Genomic DNA, 23,781 nt, shown 5'->3' with positions numbered 1-23,781 from the left:
TCACGGACGCACGCCGACGTTGCTCGCGAGATATCCCACACGTCGCTGAACGGCTGCGATCTCGCGGACACCGTCTCCGAGCACACTGCGCTCGATCGCGGAGAGATCTCCCATGACGAGCACGTCCCCCGGCGGAAGACCCGCTTCGAGCTGTTCGATCTGATGTCCGAGCCGCAGGCGCTGCAACAGAGAGAACACCTCGGTCAGAATCTCGACGTCGCGGTCGGCCAGAAACCCGTTGCCCGACGCCGCTGCCAGTCGTGCCGGAGTGGACGCGGAGGCCAATCCGACGGACAAGCCGCCCCACCGAGCAAGATTGACGATCGGGGTGATCGCGTGAGCCTTGAGATCGAACGTGCCGCCTCGTCGTGCCAGCACGTCGCGCAGCGATCGGAGGCGGGCACGCCCGGCCAGTGCGTCGCGCAGTTGAAGTCGAAGCGCGTCGGGATGATCCGTGGCCATCGTGCGGTACACGTCGGGAACTGTGTGCAGTTCGCGATTTCCCCACACGACTCGACCGTCGACGAGCAGAGACGACATGATCAGGCCCGAATCCGACGACGGGTTGCCCCTGTCGCCGAAAGGGTTGCTCAGCCAATGTCCGGCGGCGGATCGCCACTGGGTCGCTGATCTGGCAAATCTCGGCGAGCTCGCAACTGCACCGTTCGAGTCGGCCGGTAGACCGCACGCGGCAAGGGTCAGATGTACTCGGGCCGCGAGGTCCATCAGAGCGGTGTCCCGGGTTCGCCCGCCGTCCGACGGATCGGGCAGTAGATCCGACCAGGACAGGGCGCTGTCGACGTCCGAGGACGGCATCGCTTCCCGACGTGCGACGCTACCGAGCGTCAACCATGCGACGTCGGACCGCGGAACTTCGGGATCGGCTCCCCGCTCGAGCTCGAGCGCTCGTCGAACGACGCTGTCCATGACGACCGACAGGATTGCGCTCACCGCGGTCGGTTCCGTCCCACCGCGGAACAGATCGATCGCGAGCCCCGGAATCCTCTGTGCAGCGTCGATCAGTTCGCTCGTGGTCGCGGCCAGCGCAACCGACCGTCGCAGCACGAAGCTCCGCCGGGTCGACGCCGCGTGCAGTTCGGAGTCCTCGATGACGCCGACCACCTCACCTCGCCCCGACAGCACTGGCATGTGCCGCAACCCTCGATCCAGCATGTCCACCAACACAGTGGCAGCCAGCCGGTCGGCGGTGACGGTCTCGGCAGGCGCGGTCATCACCGCGCCGATCGGTGTGTCGACGCCGATGTCGGCGGCGACGACTCGAATGCGGAGATCGCGATCGGTGAAGATCCCGTAGCGGCCTCGGCCCAGCTGCACCAGTACGCACGACGCCCCGCGTTCGGTCATGTCCCGCACTGCGTCGCGAACTGTGGTGGCCGCATCGACCACGATCGCTGGACCGGACACCAGGTCGCCGACGGTTCTGCGTGTGGTTCGGTCGGTCGGACCGGCCACAGCCGCGTTGGCCGTGGTCACCGCCTCGGCAAGGAACGCCAGGCCCGCAGGTTCGGAGAACAGCGGGCGCATGAGCGCCCCGGGCAGCTGGATGACGACGCTCGGTTCGGTCGTACGAGCAACGAAACCGAACGTCGATCCGGACAGCATGGCAGAGAACCCGAACACACCGCCGACGTCGACCGTGTCGACGGGAAGAGCCGTCAGAGCCGTGTCGTCCGGCTGCAGAATGACGACTCGACCGCGTCGGACCACCCACACCGAATCGACGTCGCGCATGTCGACGTCGAGAATCGTTGCCCCGGTTGCATACTCGACGCTACGAGCCTCGGCGCTCAGCGCGTCCAATTCTCCCGGCGTCGCGGTCCGGAACGGAGGGTAGCGGGCAAGGAAATCAGCTGTGTCGTCCACGGATCAGGTCTGCGCATTTCTCTGCCATGGTCATGACGGTGATGTTCGGGTTGACCGAGGGCAACTTGGGCATTGCCGACGCATCCACCACGCGGAGGTTGCGTACGCCCTTGACCCTCAGTTCAGGGTCCAGCACCGCCATGACGTCGCTGGTGGACCCCATGCGTGCGGTGCCCGCCGGGTGATAGACGGTGTTGTGGGTCTTGTGAACGTAGTCGAGCAGGTCGTCGTCGGTCACTACGTCGGGCCCCGGAGCGAGTTCACGTTCGATCCAGGACGACAGCGGCCCGTGCGCGGCGATCTTCCTCGCCAGTTTCAGGCCTGCGAGCATGACTGCGTCGTCGTGTCCTTCCGAGTCGGTGAAGTATCGGGGGTCCACTTTCGCGCGGTCCCGGAAGTCACGGCTCCGCAGGCGTACCGTGCCCCGCGACCGGCCCTGAGTTACGTTGGGCGTCAGGCAGAATCCGTTGTCGGTCGTCGGGTATCCCCAACGCAGGGTGTTCATGTCGAACGGGACGCTGCCGTAGTGCATCATGACGTCGGGGTAGCTCAGGTTCGGTTCGGTGGCAGCGAATATACCGATTTCCCACCACTGCGAGGACGTCGTCACCATGGGCCGCGACGCTTCCCAGAAGACGAGCCCTTCGACGTGGTCGTCGAGATTCTCACCGACACCGGGTGAATCGACTCGCACATCGATTCCCATGGAGCGCAGATGATCCGCGGGTCCGATGCCGGACAACATGAGCAATTTCGGTGTGTCGATCGCGCCGGCCGTGACAACGACTTCGCGGCGCGCGGTGATCGTGTCGTACCCCGTCAGATCAGGTCGCTGGCAGCGGATCCCGGTTGCGGTGAGTGCGTCGTCGATCAGAATTTCGCTGATCCAGCTGTGAGTCCGAACCTCGAGATTGGGGCGTGAGTCCAGAATCGGATGCAAGTACGCGTGTGAGGTGGACATGCGCGTGCCGTCCTCGCCTGCGTTGATCTGAAACCACCCGGCACCGTCGATGACGGTGTCACCGCGGTTGAACTGTACGGTGGGCAGACCGACCGCGGCTGCAGACTCCAGAACCGCTGTCCCGCAGGGATCCACGGGAGGAATGTCGCGGATGCGCACGGGCCCGTCGTGACCGCGCCCGGTGTCGTTGTTCTCCACTCGCGCCACCAACGGCAGCACATCCTTCGCTCCCCACCCCGTTGCGCCCGCGGCTTCCCAGTCGTCCAGCGTCTGCGCGGGTGGGTGAAATGCGATGCAGGAGTTGTGCGACGAGCACCCTCCGAGCACTTTCGCCCGCGCATGGCGCATGAAACTGTTGCCCCGCTCCTGCGGTTCGACGGGATAGTCCCAGTCGTAACCGGAATCCAACAAGTGCATCCACTGCGACAGTTCGAGAATGCTGTCGTCGCCCACATCGGACGGACCAGCCTCGACGAGGCACACGGTCACGGACGGATCCTCACTCAGTCGTGCAGCGAGAACACAGCCTGCGGTACCGCCTCCTGCGATGACGTAATCGAATGCCGCGTCCGTCACGACGGACTCCTCTCCTCACCGGTGGATGCATGTGACTTCAACGTACCGATGTGGCGACGACCCGTCGTTCCGTACCAGGCCAGACCCAGCACCAGAATCACACCGATGTAGACGAACGCACCCCACGTGTTGTACCAGGGACTGCCGTACACCGCGACGCGCGGCCACGCCAGATTCAAGGCCATGCCTGCTCCCCAGACGACGGCGACCAGGTTGACGATCAGGCCGGCTCTGCCCATCGTGAAGTAACCGCCGGGCTTCAGGTCCTTCGGTGGCCATTCCCCTTTGAACCGCTTGACGAGCAGCGGACCGGTCACCATCAGATACGCAAGGTAGATCATGATGATCGCGATCGACGTCAGCACCGTGAAGATCTGCGGCTGACCGACGTTGACGACCAGGATCGCGATGGCCAGCACGCCGATCGTCACGGCAGGCACGACCGGAGTCTGGGTCTTCGGATTGACCTTGGCCAGGCTCTCGCCGAACGGTAACGCGTTGTCGCGCGCCATCGCGAAAGTCAGGCGGATCGCTGCGGTGTGGACGGCCAGCGAGCAGACGATGACAGCGATGACAATGCAGATCAGGAAGACCGTTCCGAGTGGACCCCACATCACCGATTCGACAATCGACTGAAGACTCCCGTCGGGACTGCCGAGCGAGGGATCGTCCAGGTCGGGGGCTGCCATCACGGCGAACACCAAAATTGCGCCACCGATGACGAACGACGCGAGAATGGCGCGCAGGATTGCCTTCGGTGCCGTCCTCCTCGGCTCGACAGTCTCCTCGCCGAGTGACGACGCCGTGTCGAATCCGTACATGACATAGCCGGACGCAAGAGAGGCGACGAGGAACGCGGCAAGGAAACCGCCGCTCTCACCTGCGCCGTACCCGTTGGTGGAGAAGAAGACCTCGGGGCCTCGCGTGATATTGGCCGCGAGGATGACGGCGATCAGCACTGCGGCGATCAGTTCGATGAACACACCGGCGCTGTTGATCATCGCCATCAACTTGACACCCAATGCATTGATCGTTGTGGTAATCGCGATCATGATGGCACCCAACAGGACTGCGTTGGTCGCGAAATCGTTGTCTCCACTGCCGTCGCCGATGATCTGGAACCCACTCCAGATCCGCGGGAGATTCAACTGCAGCGCAAGCACCACGGCGGACAATGTGACGATCGACGCCGTCAACATCAACCAACCCGCGGACCACCCCACGACGCGCCTACCCAGAAGCTTCGCCCAGTTGTAGACCGATCCCGCGACGGGGTACTTGGCGGCGAGCTCCATGAAACACAGTGCAACGCAGAGTTGCCCGACGAACACTGCAGGCCACGACCACAGGTAGGCGGGTCCGGCAGTACCGAACCCGAAGTAGAACAATTGAAACGTGCCGGTCAGAATCGATATGTAGCTCACACCTGCGGCGAAGCTGGCGAACTTTCCCAGACTTCGATCGAGCGATTCCTTGTATCCGAAATCGTCCATGCCGCTGTCGGAATCGACTGTCATAGCCCGTACTGCCTTTCGTCCGGCAGAAACTCGTGGGATTTCAGGAGGTGCTGAACCACCCCGCCGCCGTCGGCGAGGTGTTGTGCCAGATGTGCTTGGCTTCTTGATATTCGGACAATCCGGACGGACCTAGTTCTCTGCCGTTTCCGGATCGTTTGAAACCGCCCCATTCAGCCGCAGCAGTGTAAATGCCGAAGTCGTTGAGCCACACCGTTCCGTGCCGCAATCCGCGCACCATACGTTCGCCCCGTGCACTGTCCGACGTTCGGACACCTGCCGCGAGACCGTAGTTCGTGTCGTTGCCGAGACGCAAAGCTTCCTCCTCGGTCGTGAAGCGCTCAACAGTGAGTATGGGCCCGAACGTCTCGTCCTGGACGATTTTCATCGAGCGATCGCACTTGTCGAACACCGTCGGCAGAAAGAAGCTGCCGGCAGCCAGGCGCGGATCCTCGGGCCTACTGCCTCCGACTACGAGCTCGGCACCTTCGGCTATACCCAGTTCGACGAAGCCCGCGATCTTCGTCAGCTGCGCCTCCGACACGAGCGGCCCGGTCTCGGATCTCTCGTCCAGGCCCGGTCCCATCGTGATGTGGCCGGCGCGTTCGGCGACGGCAGCGACGAACCGGTCCGCGACCGAGTCCTCGATGATGAGACGGGTACCGGCCGAGCACACCTGGCCCGAGTGAAGGAACACGCCGGTCAACACGTGATCGACCGAGTTCGCGAACGCGTCGTCGTCGACGAGTGCATCGGCGAACACGATGTGTGGATTCTTCCCGCCGAGCTCGACGGCCACCTTGGTCACGTTCGCGGCTGCTGCCGCCAGGATCGTTCGGCCCGTCGCCAGACCCCCGGTGAACGAGATGAAGTCGACGTCCGGATCGGTCGTCAGCGCCTCACCGAGTACGGCACCGCTGCCCTGCACGAGGTTGACCACACCTGCAGGCACTCCTGCCTCTTCGACGAGTTTGGCGAACGCGATGGTGCTGAGCGGGGTCACTTCGCTGGGCTTGAGCACCATCGTGCACCCTGCCGCCAGCGCCGGTGCGATCTTCCAGGAGATCTGCAGGAGCGGATAGTTCCACGGCGCGATCATGACGCACACGCCGATCGGCTCGTGCACGACTCGGCTGAGAATTTCCGGCCGTCCGACGTCGACGAGCCGGTCGCTGTGCACCGCCGCGAGTTCCGCGTAGTACCGGAACACCGATGTCACGTCGTCGATGTCGATTCGGCTCTCGGCCAACGTTTTACCCGTGTCGACGGTTTCGAGGTGCGCGAGTTGCTCTTTGTCCCGTTGCAGTAGGTCCGCGATCGTGGTCAGCAGCGCTGCCCGTTCGGAGATTGCCGTTGCCGGCCAGGCGCCGTCGTCGAAAGTGCGTCGCGCCGCCGCGACAGCGTCTCGCGCGTCCTCGGGCGTCGCTTCGTCGACCACAACGACGACGCTTCCGTTCGACGGATCGACAATCTCACGGGTGCCCCCGTCGGACGACTCCGTCCATCGTCCGTCGATCCACAACGACGGACGCAGATTTGCTGCGTCGAGTGCTTCGTTTCCGGAGGTGGGCACGTAGGACTCCTTCTCGCTGACCGGGTGACTCGTGATCAACCGTAAGCCCGCGAGGGGACTTCGTGTGCCAGTGCCGTCAGGAGCAGGCTGCGAGAACCCGCGCGACGTCGACGTCGTCGAGAGCCGCGGGAGGGTTACGCAGAAGAATTTCGCGAAGTCGACCGACGAAGGCCTGGCGACTGACTCCGAACTCCGTCAACACGTCCTCGCTCGGTCCTTCGCCGTGCGGAAACTGGTCTGTCACGTGATCGTGCATGGGCTTCCTCGCAGCTCGTCCGATGTTCAGGGCTCCGGGGCGGTGCCGAGTCGGGGGTCTGCGGTACCGCGCTCCGGAGTTGAACTGTTCATCAGTCCAACTACTTGAACCGTTACACATTGATACCAAATGGAACGTCGATGTGCAGGTAGCGTGCACGTCATGGCCATCATTCACGCCGCCGAGTTGACGCCGAGCAAGCGCGACGCTCTCCGCGCTTGGCTACCTACACGCCCATGGGCAACCCGCACCGACGTCGACATTCTCGGCACGTACAGATTCGACGATCCCACCGGTGCCGTCGGGATCGAGACATTTCTGATCTCGACCGGCGGCCGAGTACTGCAGGTCCCGATCACGTACCGCGGCGCACCTCTGTCCGGGTCCGTGGACTCCCTCGTGACGACGATGGAGCACTCGGTGCTCGGTACGAGATGGGCCTACGACGGTGTGGCCGATCCCGTCTACGTGACCGCGCTGGCAGCCGCGATCCTGACCGGTGGAACCGAGGCCGCCTTGGAGTACGACTACCAGGCTCCGCCGGAAAAGCGGGCCGTCACCACCCGGGTGGTCGGGACCGGAACCCCGGGCACCCAGGTTCCTGCCATCGACTCGGTGTCGTCGGTCGATTCCGACCAGTCGACGAACATCACTGCGGGGACGACGCGCATCGACCTCGTCCGCGTCGTGGACACGACTCGATCGACCGCGGCCGGCCCATCCCTGACCGGCACCTGGCCCGGTCAGTCCGAGCCCGTCGTCCTGGCCTGGATCAGGCCGCACGAGCACTGACCGACGTCTACGGACTTGTTGCCGGACAGAGGTTTACCTAATACTGCGGAACCGTACCCGCGGCGACGGTTCGGACGTAGCATCGCTCACGTGACCGCCTCGCTGCGCATCCTCGTCTACAGCAGCAATGCACACACGCGCGCCGACGTCACCTCCGCCATCGGCAGACACCCCGATCCGGCGCTTCCGGATTTCGAGTACCTCGAGGTCGCGAGCGAGCCCATGGTGGTGCACTACCTCGACACAGGTGGAATCGACCTGGCGATCCTCGACGGAGAGGCAGCGCCGGCGGGCGGAATGGGCGTCGCCAAGCAACTGAGAGACGAGCTCGAACACTGCCCGCCGCTGGTCGTGCTCACCGGCCGCCCCGACGACAGGTGGCTGGCCGAGTGGTCCGGGGCCGAGGCTGCGGTGTCGCAACCCATCGACCCGTTCGTCCTGACCGAGGCAGTGACGGGCTTGCTGCGCGAGTCGTCGAAATCTGTCGGTCACAACTGATTTCCATTCGCTGCCACTCCCCGGCGCAAGATCAACTTTCTGACCGACACGCCGACCTGGCTGGCCGAAAACCGAGACAAGTCGGGGCATCACACCGGTAGGCTGTGTTCCAGCTCACAATTTCTGTTGGCTAAGGACTTCTTGGTCGGCAGAACTCCTCATTTGCTCACAAGGCAGGCACGGAGAGGCGACACAGGTTGAACGAGTACATCCCCATTCTGGTCCTGGGCGCTGTTGCGGTCGCCTTCGCCCTCGTGTCCGTGGTCATCGCAGCAGTCGTCGGGCCCAAGCGTTACAACCGCGCGAAATTGGATGCCTACGAATGCGGGATCGAGCCGACCGCGCAGCCGATGGGGGCGGGTCGATACCCCGTCAAGTTCTACCTGACGGCCATGCTGTTCATCATCTTCGACATCGAGATCGTCTTCCTCTATCCCTGGGCTGTTCACTTCGACGCGCTCGGCATCTTCGGTCTTCTCGCAATGGGCATGTTCATCGTCAGCGCAGCCGTCGCGTACGCCTACGAGTGGCGTCGAGGCGGTCTGAGCTGGGATTAGCCCCCCCGATCGCGCACCGAACAACAAGAAAGGTCCGACATGGGTCTCGAAGAGAAGCTCCCGAGCGGCTTTCTGCTGAGCACGGTGGAGGGCCTCGCCGGCTACGTTCGAAAAGGCTCGCTGTGGCCCGCGACGTTCGGACTTGCATGCTGTGCGATCGAGATGATGGCCACCAGCTCGGGGCGGTTCGACATCGCCCGTTTCGGCATGGAGGCGTTCCGCGCATCCCCTCGGCAGGCAGACCTGATGATCGTCGCAGGACGGGTCAGCCAGAAGATGGCGCCGGTTCTCCGGCAGATCTACGACCAGATGGCCGAGCCGAAATGGGTTCTGGCGATGGGCGTGTGCGCATCCTCGGGCGGAATGTTCAACAACTACGCCATCGTCCAGGGCGTCGACCATGTCGTTCCAGTCGACATCTATCTGCCGGGCTGCCCACCGCGGCCGGAGATGCTGCTCGACGCAATCCTGAAGCTGCACGAGAAAATTCAGGAGATGCCGCTGGGCGTGGACCGCGAGACGGTAGCGCGTGCAGCCGAGGAAGCAGCACTGAACTCCAGGCCGACCATCGAGCTGAAGGGACTGCTTCGATGACGGTGGACAAGCGCGGGATGTTCGGCGTCCGCGGGACGGGCGACACCTCAGGGTACGGACGGCTCGTGATCCCGGCGCTGGTTCAGGGCAGCACCGAGCGGCCCTACGGAGGATTCTTCGACTCGGTCGCCGACGAACTCGCGTCCGCACTCCGAGAAGACTTCGGTGTCCACTTCGACACTGCCGTCGAATCCGTCGTCGTTTTCCGAGGTGAATTGACCCTGCATGTCCGGCGCGAGCACCTGCTCGCAGTTGCGACCGCGCTTCGAAACGGTCCGGAACTACGGTTCGAGATGTGCCTGGGCGTCAACGGCGTTCACTATCCACACAACACCGGTCGAGAACTTCACGCGTCCTATCCTCTGCTCTCCATCACTCACAATCGCCGTGTTCGTCTGGAAGTGTCGGTGCCGGAATCGGATCCGCACATCCCGAGTCTCGTCGGTGTATACCCGACGAACGACTGGCACGAACGCGAGACCTTCGACTTCTTCGGCATCGAGTTCGACGGACACCCGTCGCTGACACGTATCCAGATGCCTGACGACTGGGTGGGTCATCCCCAGCGCAAGGACTATCCATTGGGTGGAATTCCCGTCGAGTACAAGGGCGCGAGCATTCCCCCACCGGATCGACGGCGGGAGTACAACTGATGACGAACACAGCCGGCCACGACACATCGACCGCTCCGGAGAAGTCCTTCACCGTGTCCGGGCAGGACTGGGACGACATCGTGGCGGCAGCCGCCGACACGTCGGCGTCGTCGGAGGAGCGGATCGTCGTCAACATGGGTCCGCAGCACCCGTCGACGCACGGTGTACTACGGCTGATTCTGGAGATCGAAGCAGAGACCGTGACCGAAGCCAGGTGCGGAATCGGCTATCTGCACACCGGGATCGAGAAGAACCTCGAATTCCGAAACTGGACCCAGGGCGTCACGTTCGTCACGCGGATGGATTATCTGTCGCCTTTCTTCAACGAGACTGCATATTGCCTCGGCGTCGAGAAGCTCCTCGACATCACCGACGAGATTCCCGAGCGCGCAACCGTGATTCGCGTTCTGCTGATGGAACTCAATCGAATCTCGTCTCACCTCGTCGCCCTTGCGACGGGTGGGATGGAACTGGGCGCCGTGACAGCAATGCTGTTCGGGTTCCGCGAACGAGAACAGATCCTCGACGTCTTCGAAACCATCACGGGTCTGAGGATGAACCACGCATACATTCGTCCCGGCGGGTTGGCTCAGGACCTGCCCGAGGGAGCGATTCAGAAGATCCGCGGTCTTCTCGACACCCTGCCGTCCGGCTTGACGGACATGTCGAACATGTTGGACGACAACAGGATCTGGAAGGCACGCACCAAGGGAATCGGTTATCTCGACCTCACCGGATGCATGGCGCTCGGGATCACCGGACCGATGCTCAGATCCACCGGTCTGCCTCACGATCTGCGGGTGTCGCAACCGTACTGCGGTTACGAGAACTACGAGTTCGACGTGTGCACCGACACCGGGTGCGACGCGTACGGCCGCTACATCATCCGAGTCGCGGAGATGCGTGAGTCGCTGAAGATCGTGGAACAGTGCCTCGATCGGCTCCGACCGGGGCCGATCATGATCGACGACAAGAAGATCGCGTGGCCTGCCGACCTCTCCGTCGGCACCGACGGGATGGGAAATTCCACGGAACACGTCCGAGACATCATGAACACGTCGATGGAATCTTTGATCCACCATTTCAAGTTGGTGACCGAGGGGTTCCGCGTTCCGGCCGGGCAGGTCTACGTTGCCGTCGAATCGCCGCGCGGTGAGCTCGGCGTGCACATGGTGAGTGACGGTGGAACTCGGCCGTTCCGAGTGCACTATCGGGATCCGTCGTTCACCAACCTCCAAGCCGTGGCAGCGACATGCGAGGGCGGAATGGTTGCCGACGTCATCGCCGCCGTCGCCAGCATCGATCCCGTGATGGGCGGTGTCGACCGATGAGCGAGAAGGTCCATCTCCAACTCCGAACCCGCCCAGCCCCCTACCCGGACGACGTCCGCGCCCGCCTCGACGAGGACGCCAAGAAGATCATCGCGAGATACTCGTCTCCCGAAGCGCCCGATCCCACGATGGCGCGATCCGCACTGCTGCCGTTGCTCCATCTGGTGCAGTCGGAGGACGGGTACGTCTCCCCCACAGGAATCGAATTCTGCGCCGAACACCTCGGGTTGACCGGTGCCGAAGTCACTGCGGTGTCGAGCTTCTACTCCATGTATCGGCGCGAACCGACGGGCGAGTATCTGGTCGGCGTCTGCACCAACACCTTGTGTGCCGTGATGGGCGGAGACGCGATCATGGATGCTCTGCGAGAACACGTCGATCCCACCGATCCGGCCGTGACTCTCACTCACGTCGAATGCAATGCGGCATGCGACTACGCGCCGGTCGTCATGGTCAACTGGGAGTTCTTCGACAATCAGACACCGGAATCTGCACGTACACTCGTCGATTCCCTCTGCTCCGGCGCCGAAGTGGTTCCCACCCGTGGTGCGTCGTTGTGCACGTTCAAGGAGACGGAGCGAATTCTCGCCGGTTTCCCCGACGAACGGCTCGGTGCGGTGCACGCCGGTGGACAAGCAGGTGCGCCGACACTGGCAGGTCTCCGGATCGCTCGTGAGCACGGAATGTCCGCGCCGACAGCCGAAGAAGTGCGGGACAGCGGAGCTGCTCCGTTGGGCTCCGAACAGGCCAACGCCGCCGAGACCACCAAGGACAAGCCTGCCCCCGCACCGACGGAATCGGTTCCGCCCGAGAAAGGACCGTGACGTGGCGCTGACACCTGTCCTGAGCAGTTATTGGGACGACCCCGAATCATGGACTCTCGAAACCTACGAACGCCACGGTGGATACGACGGCCTCCGCCGCGCACTCGGCATGCCCGCAGGCGACGTGATCGCCTCGGTGAAAGACGCGGGACTTCGAGGCCGAGGAGGGGCCGGTTTCCCGACGGGCATGAAGTGGAGCTTCATTCCGCAGGGTGACGGCAAGCCACACTATCTGGTGGTGAACGCCGACGAGTCCGAACCCGGCACGTGCAAGGACATGCCCTTGCTTCTCGCGACGCCGCAGGTCCTGATCGAGGGAATCGTGATCGCGGCGTATGCGATTCGGGCGCATCGCGCCTACATCTACCTGCGAGGGGAGGTCGTCCCCGTGCTCCGACGCGTTCAGGCCGCGGTCGAGGAGGCCTACGCCTCGGGATATCTCGGCTCGGACATCCTCGGCAGCGGATTCGATCTGGACGTCGTGGTGCACGCGGGCGCGGGCGCGTACATCTGCGGCGAGGAGACAGCTCAGCTGGACTCGCTCGAGGGTCGACGTGGGCAACCCCGACTGCGGCCACCGTTTCCTGCGGTGGCAGGCCTGTACGCGTGCCCGACGGTCGTCAACAACGTCGAGTCCATCGCGAGCGTCCCGTCGATTCTGCGCAACGGTGTCGACTGGTTCCGGTCCATGGGGAGCGAGAAGTCCCCGGGTTTCACCCTGTACTCGTTGTCGGGACACGTGACGACTCCCGGACAGTACGAGGCTCCGCTCGGTATCACGCTGCGGGAACTTCTGGACTACGCGGGCGGCGTGCGCGAGGGTCATTCGCTGAAGTTCTGGACGCCAGGCGGGTCGTCGACGCCGATCTTCACTGCCGACCACCTCGACGTCCCGCTCGACTACGAGGGCGTCGGCGCAGCCGGATCCATGCTGGGCACCAAGGCGCTGCAGATATTCGACGAGACCACGTGCGTCGTACGTGCAGTACGGCGATGGACGGAGTTCTACGCCCACGAATCCTGCGGCAAATGTACGCCGTGCCGCGAAGGAACGTACTGGCTCGTGCAGATCTACGAGAGACTCGAAACCGGCCGCGGAACGGAATCGGATCTCGACACTCTGCTGGACATCGCGGACAGCATTCTCGGCAAGTCCTTCTGCGCCCTGGGCGACGGTGCAGTGAGTCCGATCACGTCGTCGCTGAAGCATTTCCGCGACGAGTACATACAGCACATCGGCGCACCATGCCCGTTCGATCCGCACCGCAGCACGCTGATGTCCGCCGAACTGACAGCGGGAGGGCTTTCGTCATGAGCACCTCGGTGGACACCGTCACCGTCAGCATCGACGGCCAGGAAATCCAGGTTCTTCCCGGCACCCTCGTGATACGGGCCGCGGAGCTGATCGGTATCCAGATTCCCAGGTTCTGCGACCACCCGCTCCTCGATCCGGTGGGGGCATGCCGCCAATGTCTCGTCGAAGTGGAGGGCCAGCGGAAGCCATTGGCGTCGTGCACCACGACGGTGACCGACGGCATGGTCGTTCGCACGCAGCTGAGCTCGCCGGTTGCCGCGAAGGCGCAGAAGGGCGTGATGGAGCTGTTGCTCATCAATCACCCGCTCGACTGCCCGGTGTGCGACAAGGGCGGCGAGTGCCCCCTGCAGAACCAGGCGATGTCGGCGGGCCGATCCGAGTCGCGGTTCGTCGAGGAGAAGCGCACATACCCGAAACCGATTCCGCTGTCCACGGAAGTGCTGCTGGACCGTGAGCGGTGTGTGCTCTGCGCGCGGTGCACTCGATTCTCCTCGCAGATCGCCGGCGACCCGTTCATCGAACTCGTCGAGCGAGGGGCGTTGCAGCAGGTCGGCATCTACGAGAACGAGCCGTTCGAATCCTATTTCTCCGGCAACACCGTGCAGGTCTGTCCGGTCGGAGCACTGACCGGTGCGGCGTACCGATTCCGCGCTCGGCCGTACGACCTGGTGTCGACTCCGAGTGCCTGCGAGCACTGCGCCAGCGGGTGCGCGCAACGGACCGACCATCGCCGCGGAAAAGTGTTGCGCCGCCTGGCGGGAGACGACCCGACCGTCAACGAGGAATGGAACTGCGACAAGGGACGGTGGGCGTTCACGTACGCCACCGAGCCGGACAGGCTGACCACTCCGCTCGTACGCACGGCAGACGGAACTCTGGAACCCGCATCGTGGTCCGAGGCCATGGCTGTCGCGGCCGCGGGACTGAACAAGGCTGATCGAGTCGGCGTGCTCGTCGGCGGTCGCGCCACCATGGAGGATGCCTACGCGTACTCGAAGTTCACCCGGGTCACGTTGCGCACGAACGACATCGACTTTCGTGCTCGTGCACACAGCGTCGAGGAGGCCGAGTTCCTCGCTTCGCATGTCGCCGGCACCGACATGAACGTCACCTACGCGCGACTGGACAACGCCCCCTCGGTTGTCCTGGTCGGGTTCGAGCCCGAGGAAGAATCGCCCATCGTCTTTCTCAGACTGCGTAAAGCCGTCCGCACGAAAGGTCAGAAGGTGCGGGCCGTCGCACCGTTCCTGTCGGCCGGGACGTCCAAGCTCGGGGCGTCGTTGATCTCCTGTGTGCCCGGCCAGGAGCCCGCGGCGCTGGCGGGCGTCGGCGACCTGCCCGAGGGCAGTGTGATTCTGGTCGGCGAACGAATTGCGGACACTCCCGGCGGTTACACAGCTGTCGTCGCCGCATCGCGGGAAACCGGTGCGGCTCTGGTGTGGATCCCCCGGCGCGCAGGTGATCGTGGTGCACTCGACATGGGAGCACTGCCGACCTTGCTTCCGGGTGGGCGACCCGTCGGCGACACCGGCGCGCGCACCGACCTCGCCGAGTTCTGGGGCACGGACGCACTACCCGAGTCCGACGGCCTGGACACGACGGGCATCCTCGGCTCGGCGAGTTCGGGCGGCGCACTCGTGGTCGGCGGAGTCGAACTCGCGGACCTACCAGACCCAGCCGGCGCCGCCGAGGCGCTGAAGAGCGCATCGTTCGTGGTGAGCCTCGAGATCCGCCACAGCAGCGTCACCGAACATGCCGACGTGGTGTTCCCCGTCGCTCCGGTGACCGAGAAAGCGGGGACCTATCTGGACTGGGAAGGGCGCTCTCGCTCCTTCGACGCTGCGATTCCCAATTCACGGTCGCTGACCGATGGGCGGGTGCTCCACGCACTCGCCGCCGAGATGAACACTCCCATCGGCCTTCCCGACGTCCAGAGCACGCGCAGCGAGATCGACCGCCTGGGATCCTGGACGGGCGCGCCGCCCCCAGCGCCGAGCCATGCTCCATCTTCCGCCCCGAGGCCGAGCATCGGCCAAGCCGTTCTCGCCACGTGGAGAATGCTGTTGGATGCGGGCCGTATGCAGGACGGTGAACCGCATCTCGCCGGTACCGCGCGCACCCCGGTGGTGCGACTGTCCCCTGGCACGGCAGCAGAGATCGGGGTCTCCGACGGTGATCCGGTGACGGTGTCGTCGGACTCAGGATCGATCACACTCGAGCTGGCAATCACCGACTTACCCGATCGAGTGGTGTGGCTGCCGATGCGCTCGACCGGGTCCGAGGTCAACTCGGCGCTCGGTGTAGGCAACGGTGCTGTCGTCCGTATCGAGGGCGTGTCGTCGTGAGCGAGACGTTCGGGACGGACCCGTGGTGGCTCGTGGTCGCGAAGTCGCTGGCGATCTTCGTCTTCCTGATCCTGACACCCCTCGTCTGTATCCTCGTCGAACGCAAGGTCATGGCACGTATGCAGAACCGCGTCGGGCCGAACCGAGTCGGGCCAGGTGGCATGCTCCAGAGCCTCGCCGACGGCGTGAAGCTCGCGCTGAAGGAAGGGATCGTCCCCAAGGGCGTCGACAGACCGATCTACCTTCTGGCTCCGGTGATCGCGACAGTGCCCGCATTCATGGCCTTCGCCGTGATTCCATTCGGCCCTGAGGTGTCGATCCTCGGTCACCGAACTGCGTTGCAGCTGACAGACTTTCCGGTCGGCGTCCTGTACATCCTTGCCGTGACATCCGTCGGTGTGTACGGAATCGTGCTCGCCGGGTGGGCGTCGGGTTCGACGTACCCGTTGCTCGGCGGATTGAGATCCACCGCTCAGGTCATCTCGTACGAGATCGCGATGGGCCTGTCCTTCACCGCGGTGTTCCTCCACGCGGGCACGATGTCCACCTCCGGAATCGTTGCTGCGCAGTCGAACACGTGGTACATCTTCTTGCTCTTCCCGTCGTTCGCGATCTATCTGACGTCCATGGTGGGTGAAACCAACCGCGCCCCGTTCGACCTCCCCGAGGCCGAGGGCGAGCTGGTCGGCGGGTTCCACACCGAGTACTCTTCCCTCAACTTCGCGATGTTCATGCTCGCCGAGTACGTCAACATGGTCACGGTGTCTGCACTCGCGACAACACTGTTCCTCGGCGGATGGCATGCACCGTTCCCGATCAGCCTGTGGGACGGTGCCAATGCAGGGTGGTGGCCGGTTCTGTGGTTCACCCTGAAGGTGTGGCTGTTCCTGTTCGTCTTCATCTGGCTTCGAAGTACGCTGCCGCGCCTGCGCTACGACCAGTTCATGAACCTCGGCTGGAAGGTCCTGATACCGATCTCGTTGATCTGGATAGTGCTCGTGGCGACCGTCCGCGCATTCCGTGTCGAGGGATACGGATCACTGGCCGTCGCGCTGGTCGTCGTCAGCGCCGTCGTAGCTCTGTTGGTGGCGGTCTTCGTCCGGCGCCGGTTGCACCGCGAGCCGGACGATCCGTCCCCACCGTCCACGCACGACGAACCGTTCGATCCGTTCGCCGGCGGTTTTCCCGTCCCACCGATGCCGGGACAGACACTGCCGACACCAGTGAAGGAGCGTAGCGATGCCTGAATTTCTGGGTCCGGTGGCAGGTTTCGGTGTCACGTTCTCGACGATGTTCAAGAAGCCGGTGACGGAGTTCTATCCCGAGGACAAGGTACCGACCGCTCAGCGCTACCACGGCAGGCACCAGCTCAATCGTTACGCCGACGGCCTCGAGAAGTGCATCGGGTGTGAGCTCTGCGCGTGGGCCTGCCCGGCGGACGCGATCTACGTCGAGGGCGCGGACAACACCGAAGAAGAGCGCTACTCCCCCGGTGAAAGATACGGGCAGGTCTATCAGATCAACTATCTCCGCTGCATCGGATGCGGGCTCTGTATCGAAGCCTGCCCGACGCGCGCGCTGACCATGACAAACGAGTACGAGTTGGCCGACGACAACCGCGCCGACCTCATCTACGAGAAGGACCGCCTGCTCGCGCCGATGGAACCGGGCATGGAACCCGCGCCACATCCCATGGCCGAGAACACGACTGCGGCCGACTACTACCGGGGGACGATCCGATGAGCACCGGGACCGCCGAGGCCGTCCAGTTCTGGCTGCTGGGCGGATTGGCGGTACTGGGTGCGATCGCGATGGTCTGCGCCACCAAAGCCGTGTACTCGGCATTGTTCCTCGCGGTCACGATGATCATCCTGGCCGTGTTCTACATCGCCCAGGGCGCAGTGTTCCTCGGCGTCGTACAAGTCGTCGTCTACACCGGCGCGGTGATGATGCTGTTCTTGTTCGTGCTCATGCTCGTCGGAGTGGACTCGGCGGACTCGTTGACCGAAACGCTGAAAGGTCAACGACCTGCCGCGATCGCCGCAGGCATCGGCTTCGGGCTCGTCGTCATCGGCGCGATCGGCAACGCATCGGTGGAGAGCGGGCGACCGGACTTCGTCGGACTCGACGCCGCCAATGCGGGCGGCAACGTCGAAGGCCTCGCCGAGCTCATCTTCGTTCGCTACCTCTGGGCGTTCGAGCTCACCGGTGCGCTGCTGATCATCGCCACGGTCGGCGCGATGATCCTCGCCCACCGTGAGCGGTTCACCGAGCGGCAAGGTCAGCGCGAGCTGTCCGTGCAGCGATTCCGCGACGGCACTCACGTCACGCCGATGCCGAGTCCCGGAGTATATGCCCGGCACAACGCCGTCGACTGGCCCGCGCGTCTGCCCGACGGGTCACCGTCGGAGCTGTCCGTCAACCCGATGCACCGGGGTCACCGGGACGGTGAGATGTGAATCCCGAGAACTACCTGTATCTGTCGGTCCTCCTCTTCACGATCGGTGCTGCGGGTGTTCTGCTGCGCCGCAACGCGATCGTCGTGTTCATGTGCATCGAGCTCATGCTCAACGCCGCCAACCTCGCATTCGTGACGTTCGCCCGTATGCACGGCAATCTCGAAGGCCAGGTCTTCGCGTTCTTCACCATGGTCGTGGCAGCAGCCGAGGTGGTCGTCGGCCTCGCGATCATCATGACCATCTTTCGTGCCCGCCGCTCGGCCTCGGTCGACGACGCCAACCTGCTGAAGAACTGACATGGACGCCATCTGGCTGTTGCCGGCGCTGCCGCTGCTCGGCGCCGTCGTGCTGCTACTCGGAGGCCGGCGAACCGATCGATGGGGACATGCGCTGGGAACCAGCATGGCCGCAGTGTCCTTCGGATTCGCCGTGGTCCTCTTCGTCGACATGGCGGGCCGGGCTGCAGACGACAGGGCGGTGACGACCACGCTGTTCAGCTGGGTTCCCGTCGAACAGTTGCAGGTGGACTTCGGCTTTCGCCTGGATCAACTGTCGATGTGCTTCGTACTCCTGATCACCGGCGTCGGCACGCTCATTCACGTCTACGCCATCGGGTACATGGCGGAGGACCCGGACCGACGACGGTTCTTCGCGTACCTGAACCTCTTCCTCGCCGCGATGCTCCTACTGGTGACGGCCGACAACTTCCTCGGACTGTACGTCGGCTGGGAAGGCGTGGGTCTGGCGTCCTACCTGCTGATCGGGTTCTGGCAGTACAAACCGTCCGCGGCGACGGCGGCGAAGAAGGCGTTCGTCGTCAACCGTGTCGGAGACATCGGATTGATGGTCGCGTTGATGATCATGTTCGCGAACTTCGGCAGCGTCTCGTTCACGGTCGTCTTCTCCGGTACCGAGACTGCGTCGAGCGGAACACTCACCGCGTTGGGTTTCGTGCTGCTCCTCGCTGCGTGCGGAAAGTCGGCCCAGGTACCTCTGCAATCGTGGCTCGGTGACGCCATGGAAGGCCCGACTCCGGTGTCGGCGTTGATCCACGCGGCGACGATGGTGACCGCCGGGGTGTATCTGATCGTCCGATCCGGACCGGTCTTCGAAGCAGCCCCCGTCGCGCAAACGGCGGTGATCGTCGTCGGTACCGTGACACTGCTGTTCGGAGCCGTCATCGGCTGCGCAAAAGATGACATCAAGAAGGCGCTGGCCGCATCGACGATGAGCCAGATCGGGTACATGGTTCTCGCCGCGGGCCTGGGTCCGTCCGGCTATGCATTCGCGATCATGCTGCTACTCGCCCATGGATTCTTCAAAGCCGGACTCTTTCTCGGTGCCGGTTCGGTGATGCATGGCATGAACGACGAAGTGAACATGCGCAAGTTCGGCGGGCTCCGAACCGTCATGCCCGTCACGTTCGTCACCTTCGGACTGGGTTATCTCGCGATCATCGGTGTTCCCCCGTTCTCGGGTTTCTTCGCCAAGGACAAGATCATCGAAGTCGCGTTCGGTGCCGGCGGAGTACAGGGCGCCGTGCTGGGAATCGTCGCGCTCGTCGGTGCAGGCTTGACCGCGTTCTACATGACCCGGGTCATGGTGATGACCTTCTTCGGCGAGAAGCGGTGGGAGCCCGACGCGCACCCACACGAGTCGCCGTCGATCATGACCGTGCCGATGATCGTTCTAGCGGTGGGTTCGGTTGCGGCAGGAGCTTTGTTCACCGTCGGTGGAGCGCTGACGCACTGGCTGGAACCGGTCGTCGGCGAGGCAGAGGAGGCGCACGTGATACCCGCATGGCTGGTGACCGTGATGGCACTGACGGTGGTGGCCGTCGGCGTCGGACTCGCGTATCACCGCTACGCGAGAACTCCCGTACCGCCGATCGCGCCGACACCCGTGACCGCGCTGACAACTGCCGCACGTGTCGACCTGTACGGCGACGCCGTCAACGAAGCGCTTCTGATGCGACCGGGTCTCAAGGTGGCCGAGGCCGCGCAGCGTTTCGACGACGTCGCCGTCGAGGGCGGAACCCGCACACTGGCGAGCGGGCTGACGTCGCTCTCCGCTCGCATTCGTGGCACGCAGACCGGATACGTGCGCTCGTACGCTCTGACGATGCTGGCCGGTACGGCGGTAGTCCTCGCGATGATGGTGGCGGTGATGGTGTGGTGAACACTTTTCCGTGGCTGACCATGTTGTGGCTGCTGCCGGTGGCAGGTGCTGTCCTGACCCTGATCCTGCCTCGCACGAGGCCACAGCTCGCGAAAGTGTGCGCGCTCGCGACCTCGCTGCTCACTCTGGCGGTCGCGGTGGTGTTGTTCGCCGGCTTCGATCCGTCCGGTGACGAATTCCAGTTCGTCGAATCCCACTGGTGGATCGAGTCGTTCGGAGCTCGATACGAGCTGGGAATCGACGGCATCGCGCTGGTGCTCGTCCTGCTGACGACGGTCCTGCTTCCGATTCTGCTGGTAGCAGGATGGAACGATCCGCGCGTCGGGCAGTCCACGCACGTCTATGTCGCATCGATTCTTCTCGTCGAGTCGATGGTCCTGATGTCCTTCTGCGCCCTCGACGTGTTGCTGTTCTACGTCTTCTTCGAGGCCATGTTGATCCCGATGTACTTCCTCATCGGAGGATTCGGCGGTCCGGGACGCGCCGCCGCGGCCGTGAAATTTCTGTTGTACAACCTCGTCGGCGGTCTGGTGATGCTCGCTGCGGTCATCGGACTGTACGTCGTGGCGGGAACCTTCTCGTTCCGCGAGATCGCCGACACGGCTGCTCTCGGCGACCTCGGCGTCACCCCTGGGGTTCTGAACGCGTTGTTCCTCGGGTTCATGTTCGCTTTCGCCGTCAAGGCACCCCTGTGGCCGTTCCACTCGTGGCTACCCGACGCCGCCGTCGAATCCACCCCTGCCACAGCCGTTCTGATGATGGCCGTCGTGGACAAGGTGGGCACGTTCGCGATGCTTCGCTACTGTCTGCAACTCTTCCCCGAGTCGTCGTCGTACTTCGCGCCGGTCATCGTCACTCTCGCGGTCGTGGGCATCGTCTACGGCGCCGTACTGGCGATCGCGCAGACCGACGTGATGCGATTGATCGCGTACACGTCGATCTCGCACTTCGGTTTCATCATTCTGGGCATCTTCGCCATGACCAGCCAAGGCCAGGCCGGTTCCGCGTTGTACATGGTCAATCACGGACTCTCGACGGCGGCACTGTTTCTCGTCGCCGGCTTCCTGGTCTCGCGTCGTGGCACCCGCGTCATCTCCCACTACGGTGGCGTTCAGAAGGTCGCACCGGTGCTGGCCGGATCCTTTCTCGTCGCCGGTCTCGCCACTCTGTCGCTCCCTGGGCTCGCACCGTTCGTCAGCGAATTCCTGGTACTGATCGGTACATTCGCGAAGTATCACGTGGCCGCCATCGTGGCATCGATCGCTCTCGTGCTGTCCGCGATCTACATCCTGTGGCTGTACCAACGGGTGATGACGGGTCCGCGCCGCGCCGAGAACGACGGAATGAAGGACCTCGTCCCGCGTGAACTGGCCGTGATGGGTCCGCTCATCGTGCTGCTCGTCGTACTGGGCGTGTACCCGAAGCCCCTGTTGGACATCGTTTCTCCCGCGGTGCAGACGACAGTGACCACCGTGCAGGGCATCGACAACGTGGCCGAGACGCCGGAGGGACCCCGATGAACGACTCCGTCCTGACTGCGCCGAGCATCGAGTACAGCGTTCTGTCGCCCATGCTGATCGTCTTCGCCGCAGCTGTTCTCGGCGTACTCGTCGAGGCGTTCGCACCGAGTGCCGCCCGTCGTCGCATCCAGATGACGCTTGCCTTGACTGCGACGATTGCGTCTCTCGTGGCGGTCGTCGTCTTGGCCGTGTCCGGCTCCAGCTCACCCGGCACCCGGGCCGTTATGGGCTCGGTCGTGGTCGACGGCCCCTCGCTGTTCCTCCAGGGCACCCTGCTGCTCGTGGCCGTGCCCTCGTTGCTCATGGTCGGGGAACGCTCACTCGAACGCACCCGGGTGGACTCCTTCGCCCCGCAGGCCTCCACCGTTCCCGGAAGTCTGTCCGAACGCCAGGCAGGCCAGGCAGGCGCCGCGCAGACGGAGGTGTTCCCGCTGACGATGTTCGCGATCGGCGGCCTTCTGCTGTTTCCCGCGTCGAACGATCTGCTCACGATGTTCGTTGCCCTCGAGGTGTTCTCGCTGCCGCTGTACCTGATGTGCGGGTTGGCCCGTCGGCGCAGGCTGCTGTCGCAGGAAGCTGCGATGAAGTACTTCTTGCTCGGCGCGTTCTCGTCGGCGTTCTTTCTGTTCGGTACCGCGATGCTGTACGGGTACGCAGGCTCGCTCGAGCTCGGCCCCATCGGTGCTGCCATCGCTCTCGGCGACGGCAACGACGTGCTGGCCGTGCTCGGTACCGCACTCGTCGGTGTCGGCCTACTGTTCAAAGTCGGTGCGATTCCGTTTCATTCGTGGATTCCCGACGTGTATCAGGGTGCACCGACTCCGATCACCGCCTTCATGGCCGCCGCGACGAAGATCGCCGCGTTCGGTGCCATGCTCCGCCTGTTCTACATCGCACTGCCGGACCTGCGCGACGACTGGCGACCGGCACTGTGGGCCGTAGCGATCGTCACGATGCTGGTGGGTGCCCTTCTTGCGGTCACCCAGACCGACATCAAACGGATGCTCGCGTACTCGTCGATCACCCACACGGGATTCATTCTCACCGGCGTCGTCGCTCTGGACGCCGACGGGCTGTCCGCGACGATGTTCTATCTCTTCGTCTACGGGTTCAGCACTGTCTCGGCATTCGCCGTCGTCACCGTCGTGCGCGACGGCAACGGTGAGGTGACCGAACTGGCGCGATGGGCCGGCATCGGTCGTCGCTCCCCCGCGATCGCCGCCGTCTTCGCGTTGCTGCTGTTGTCGTTCGCGGGGATCCCGCTGACGGCTGGATTCGTCGGTAAGTTCGCGGTCTTCCAGGCTGCGGCCGGTAGCGGCGCAACCGCGCTCGTGGTCGTCGGGGTGCTCAGTAGTGCCATCGCGGCGATCTTCTATGTACGCGTCATCGTCCTCATGTTCTTCGCCGACCCCGTGGCCGGCACGAACGACAGTGACGACGGTGGGCGTCCCACCGTCGTCACTCCAGGTGTCGCAACAGCCGTGGCCATCGGCCTCGGCGTCGTCGCGACCGTCGTGTTCGGTGTGTATCCACAACCGCTGTTGGATCTCGCCGCTAGTGCGGCGGTCTGGTGAGCCCTACGGGGCCTTGACCGCAAGAACCGAAACCGGGGAGGTCAGCAGAAGACGTTGACTCACGCTGCCCAGCAAAGCCTTTCCGACCCTGCTACGTTTCCTGATTCCTATCACCAGACGCGTGACATCGGGGAACACTTCCAACTCGTCGAGCACGGCGGTGACTGGGTCGCGGTCTTCGCGGCCCGCACGTTCGACGACGGTGACCTCGCAGTCTTCTGGAAGCACGGAGAGGTCGAGCTTGCCCAGGGTCAGGTTGACCGCGATCAGATCGGTGCCCAGAAGCGCCGCCTCGTCCGCAGCGGCGGACAGTGAATGGATGCCCTCGGGACTGTCGGTCACTGCAACCAGAACTGACATGAATTTACCTCTCTCGG

22 protein-coding genes are annotated in these 23,781 nt (G+C 63.9%); 16 read left to right on the top strand and 6 right to left on the bottom strand.

Going from position 1 to position 23,781, the window contains the following annotated elements:
• The 5 genes from ACFULT_RS14465 to ACFULT_RS14445 form a co-directional block, all read right to left on the bottom strand.
• Positions 1-1,884: a putative nucleotidyltransferase substrate binding domain-containing protein gene (locus ACFULT_RS14465; RefSeq protein ID WP_378481768.1), complete on the bottom strand. Its 1,884-nt coding sequence runs from the start codon at positions 1,882-1,884 to the stop codon at positions 1-3.
• Positions 1,868-3,421: a GMC family oxidoreductase gene (locus ACFULT_RS14460; protein ID WP_378481767.1), complete on the bottom strand. Its 1,554-nt coding sequence runs from the start codon at positions 3,419-3,421 to the stop codon at positions 1,868-1,870. The genes ACFULT_RS14465 and ACFULT_RS14460 overlap by 17 nt, the downstream gene beginning before the upstream one ends.
• A complete protein-coding gene (locus tag ACFULT_RS14455; protein ID WP_378481766.1) occupies positions 3,418-4,938 on the bottom strand; it encodes an APC family permease in 1,521 nt (506 codons plus the stop codon). The genes ACFULT_RS14460 and ACFULT_RS14455 overlap by 4 nt, the downstream gene beginning before the upstream one ends.
• Before the next feature lie 40 nt (positions 4,939-4,978).
• Positions 4,979-6,508, bottom strand: a complete 1,530-nt coding sequence (locus tag ACFULT_RS14450) for an aldehyde dehydrogenase family protein (RefSeq protein ID WP_052068016.1) — start codon at positions 6,506-6,508, stop codon at positions 4,979-4,981.
• 76 nt (positions 6,509-6,584) lie between these two features.
• Positions 6,585-6,764, bottom strand: coding sequence for a hypothetical protein (locus ACFULT_RS14445; protein WP_037142485.1), 180 nt, complete (start codon positions 6,762-6,764; stop codon positions 6,585-6,587).
• A gap of 162 nt (positions 6,765-6,926) precedes the next feature.
• Here ACFULT_RS14445 and ACFULT_RS14440 point away from each other — a divergent pair, with 162 nt between their 5' ends.
• The 16 genes from ACFULT_RS14440 to nuoN all read left to right on the top strand — a co-directional run bounded on the left by ACFULT_RS14440 (position 6,927) and on the right by nuoN (position 23,404).
• Positions 6,927-7,556 carry a hypothetical protein gene (locus ACFULT_RS14440; protein WP_378481765.1) on the top strand — a complete coding sequence of 210 codons (630 nt, stop codon included), beginning with the start codon at positions 6,927-6,929 and terminating at the stop codon, positions 7,554-7,556.
• Between the two features lie 90 nt (positions 7,557-7,646).
• Positions 7,647-8,054: a response regulator transcription factor gene (locus ACFULT_RS14435; RefSeq protein WP_037142488.1), complete on the top strand. Its 408-nt coding sequence runs from the start codon at positions 7,647-7,649 to the stop codon at positions 8,052-8,054.
• Positions 8,055-8,251: 197 nt separating this feature from the next.
• Positions 8,252-8,611: an NADH-quinone oxidoreductase subunit A gene (locus ACFULT_RS14430; RefSeq protein WP_019664150.1), complete on the top strand. Its 360-nt coding sequence runs from the start codon at positions 8,252-8,254 to the stop codon at positions 8,609-8,611.
• A gap of 39 nt (positions 8,612-8,650) precedes the next feature.
• Positions 8,651-9,205 carry an NADH-quinone oxidoreductase subunit B family protein gene (locus ACFULT_RS14425; RefSeq protein ID WP_019664151.1) on the top strand — a complete coding sequence of 185 codons (555 nt, stop codon included), beginning with the start codon at positions 8,651-8,653 and terminating at the stop codon, positions 9,203-9,205.
• Complete coding sequence (locus tag ACFULT_RS14420; protein WP_094721775.1) at positions 9,202-9,858, top strand: NADH-quinone oxidoreductase subunit C; 657 nt, start codon at positions 9,202-9,204, stop codon at positions 9,856-9,858. The genes ACFULT_RS14425 and ACFULT_RS14420 overlap by 4 nt, the downstream gene beginning before the upstream one ends.
• Positions 9,858-11,189 carry an NADH dehydrogenase (quinone) subunit D gene (nuoD, locus tag ACFULT_RS14415; RefSeq protein WP_378481764.1) on the top strand — a complete coding sequence of 444 codons (1,332 nt, stop codon included), beginning with the start codon at positions 9,858-9,860 and terminating at the stop codon, positions 11,187-11,189. Before ACFULT_RS14420 ends, nuoD begins: the two co-directional genes overlap by 1 nt.
• The gene (nuoE, locus tag ACFULT_RS14410; protein WP_378481763.1) at positions 11,186-12,013 is read left to right on the top strand and encodes an NADH-quinone oxidoreductase subunit NuoE; all 828 of its coding nucleotides are present in this window, start codon (positions 11,186-11,188) and stop codon (positions 12,011-12,013) included. Before nuoD ends, nuoE begins: the two co-directional genes overlap by 4 nt.
• Before the next feature lies 1 nt (position 12,014).
• On the top strand, positions 12,015-13,328 hold the full coding sequence (gene nuoF, locus ACFULT_RS14405) for an NADH-quinone oxidoreductase subunit NuoF (protein ID WP_378481762.1): 1,314 nt from the start codon (positions 12,015-12,017) through the stop codon (positions 13,326-13,328).
• On the top strand, positions 13,325-15,673 hold the full coding sequence (locus ACFULT_RS14400; RefSeq protein WP_378481761.1) for an NADH-quinone oxidoreductase subunit G: 2,349 nt from the start codon (positions 13,325-13,327) through the stop codon (positions 15,671-15,673). Before nuoF ends, ACFULT_RS14400 begins: the two co-directional genes overlap by 4 nt.
• Complete coding sequence (gene nuoH, locus ACFULT_RS14395) at positions 15,670-16,920, top strand: NADH-quinone oxidoreductase subunit NuoH (RefSeq protein WP_037112807.1); 1,251 nt, start codon at positions 15,670-15,672, stop codon at positions 16,918-16,920. Before ACFULT_RS14400 ends, nuoH begins: the two co-directional genes overlap by 4 nt.
• Positions 16,913-17,416, top strand: a complete 504-nt coding sequence (gene nuoI, locus ACFULT_RS14390; RefSeq protein WP_037112806.1) for an NADH-quinone oxidoreductase subunit NuoI — start codon at positions 16,913-16,915, stop codon at positions 17,414-17,416. The genes nuoH and nuoI overlap by 8 nt, the downstream gene beginning before the upstream one ends.
• Entirely contained in the window at positions 17,413-18,132 is a 720-nt protein-coding gene (locus ACFULT_RS14385) for an NADH-quinone oxidoreductase subunit J (protein WP_378481760.1), read from the top strand. Before nuoI ends, ACFULT_RS14385 begins: the two co-directional genes overlap by 4 nt.
• A complete protein-coding gene (nuoK, locus tag ACFULT_RS14380; RefSeq protein WP_020110242.1) occupies positions 18,129-18,428 on the top strand; it encodes an NADH-quinone oxidoreductase subunit NuoK in 300 nt (99 codons plus the stop codon). The genes ACFULT_RS14385 and nuoK overlap by 4 nt, the downstream gene beginning before the upstream one ends.
• 1 nt (position 18,429) lies before the next feature.
• Complete coding sequence (gene nuoL / locus ACFULT_RS14375) at positions 18,430-20,310, top strand: NADH-quinone oxidoreductase subunit L (RefSeq protein WP_378481759.1); 1,881 nt, start codon at positions 18,430-18,432, stop codon at positions 20,308-20,310.
• Positions 20,304-21,830 (top strand): NADH-quinone oxidoreductase subunit M, encoded by a 1,527-nt coding sequence (locus ACFULT_RS14370; protein ID WP_378481758.1) that lies wholly within the window; start codon positions 20,304-20,306, stop codon positions 21,828-21,830. The genes nuoL and ACFULT_RS14370 overlap by 7 nt, the downstream gene beginning before the upstream one ends.
• The gene (nuoN, locus tag ACFULT_RS14365; protein WP_037112799.1) at positions 21,827-23,404 is read left to right on the top strand and encodes an NADH-quinone oxidoreductase subunit NuoN; all 1,578 of its coding nucleotides are present in this window, start codon (positions 21,827-21,829) and stop codon (positions 23,402-23,404) included. The genes ACFULT_RS14370 and nuoN overlap by 4 nt, the downstream gene beginning before the upstream one ends.
• A gap of 3 nt (positions 23,405-23,407) precedes the next feature.
• Here the strand turns inward: nuoN and ACFULT_RS14360 are convergent, their stop codons facing one another.
• Positions 23,408-23,764, bottom strand: coding sequence for a universal stress protein (locus ACFULT_RS14360; RefSeq protein WP_037112798.1), 357 nt, complete (start codon positions 23,762-23,764; stop codon positions 23,408-23,410).
• Positions 23,765-23,781 lie beyond the last annotated feature (17 nt).

The organism is Rhodococcus sp. NPDC057297 (genome assembly GCF_042667435.1).
GTDB lineage: Bacteria > Actinomycetota > Actinomycetes > Mycobacteriales > Mycobacteriaceae > Rhodococcoides.
This window is presented reverse-complemented; position numbering and strand designations above follow the sequence as displayed.